Below are 1,383 nucleotides of genomic sequence, written 5' to 3' on the forward strand. Positions count from 1 at the left end.
CGTTCTTAAAGAACTCCAATATCTTAGGTTCTGACATATTGCATACATATTTCATGATGATGGTCATGGCTTTTACATTGGGACCATACTCACCTTCATACCCCTTGGGTACCTCACCTCTATATGTCCTCTTTTGTGACGGTGAGTAGTAAATCTCCTTTTGAAATTCTATGTTGTCCGTCTCTATTTTTATATCCTGTACTATAATACTCTCATACCCTTTAAATACAGCATCACTGGGCAGATTCTCTCTGTCCACATAACATATCTCTGTTCTGTCTTTTTAATCTTTCCTATTTTGGCTCTCTATTCCTTTTGTTCTTATCCTTCTCTTTATCATCATTACGCTCTTTCTCAGATGAAATGTCATTGTTGCCTTCTTTATTGCCATTGTTTTTCGGTTTAACATCAGGCTTTCCCTGCTCCCCTTTTAATCGATTGATCTCATCCCTTAACTTCTGATTTTCAACTTGGAGGTCTCTGTTGGTAGAGGATATATCCTCTATAAGGTTATAGAGCAAATAAATGCCATTTTTGACTTCAACATCTACTTTCTCCATATCGATGTTTAGTCCCTCCATCTTTGATTCTATTGCTCTTTGATTCATATATAACAGTCTATCACTTCTTGAACTATTTTGCAATAATTATTTTTCTGCTAACCCTCTACCATGCTTTTTAAAGAGGATACTGATTATGGATATAATAGAGATGGTAAAAAAGGTAAAAAGCAAATAGTCATAGGGCTTTTAACAGCATCAGATGGCACACCTGTAAGTATAGAAGTCTTTAAGGGTAACACATCAGATACAAAAACCTTTAAAAGCCAAATAGAAAAAGTATGTAAGAGATTTAAAGTAAAACGAGTAACAATGGTAGGTGATAAAGGCATGATCAAAAGTACGCAGATTGAGCAATTAAGTACAGAGGATTTTCATTATATTACAACAATAACTAAACCTCAAATAAGGTCATTAATAAATAAAGGGATATTAGACATACAATTATTGTATCCTCTTTAAAAAGCATGGTAGAGGGTTAGCAGAAAAATAATTATTGCAAAATAGTTCAAGAAGTGATAGACTGTTATATATGAATCAAAGAGCAATAGAATCAAAGATGGAGGGACTAAACATCGATATGGAGAAAGTAGATGTTGAAGTCAAAAATGGCATTTATTTGCTCTATAACCTTATAGAGGATATATCCTCTACCAACAGAGACCTCCAAGTTGAAAATCAGAAGTTAAGGGATGAGATCAATCGATTAAAAGGGGAGCAGGGAAAGCCTGATGTTAAACCGAAAAACAATGGCAATAAAGAAGGCAACAATGACATTTCATCTGAGAAAGAGCGTAATGATGATAAAGAGAAGGATAAGAAC

2 protein-coding genes and 2 pseudogenes are annotated in these 1,383 nt (G+C 34.3%); 2 read left to right on the plus strand and 2 right to left on the minus strand.

Annotated elements, in window-relative coordinates; genetic code table 11:
- Positions 1-259: pseudogene (locus Mcas_RS18935) on the minus strand (hypothetical protein); the annotation flags it as partial.
- 34 nt (positions 260-293) lie between these two features.
- A complete protein-coding gene (locus Mcas_RS15815) occupies positions 294-560 on the minus strand; it encodes a hypothetical protein (protein WP_156033440.1) in 267 nt (88 codons plus the stop codon).
- Between the two features lie 111 nt (positions 561-671).
- Between Mcas_RS15815 and Mcas_RS15820 the strand changes: the two genes are divergently transcribed.
- Both Mcas_RS15820 and Mcas_RS15825 read left to right on the plus strand, forming a co-directional pair.
- On the plus strand, positions 672-1,022 hold the full coding sequence (locus Mcas_RS15820; RefSeq protein ID WP_040336520.1) for an IS1634 family transposase: 351 nt from the start codon (positions 672-674) through the stop codon (positions 1,020-1,022).
- Between the two features lie 118 nt (positions 1,023-1,140).
- Positions 1,141-1,383: pseudogene (locus tag Mcas_RS15825) on the plus strand (hypothetical protein); the annotation flags it as partial.

It is taken from the genome of Candidatus Magnetobacterium casense, assembly GCF_000714715.1.
Lineage (GTDB): Bacteria > Nitrospirota > Thermodesulfovibrionia > Thermodesulfovibrionales > Magnetobacteriaceae > Magnetobacterium > Magnetobacterium casense.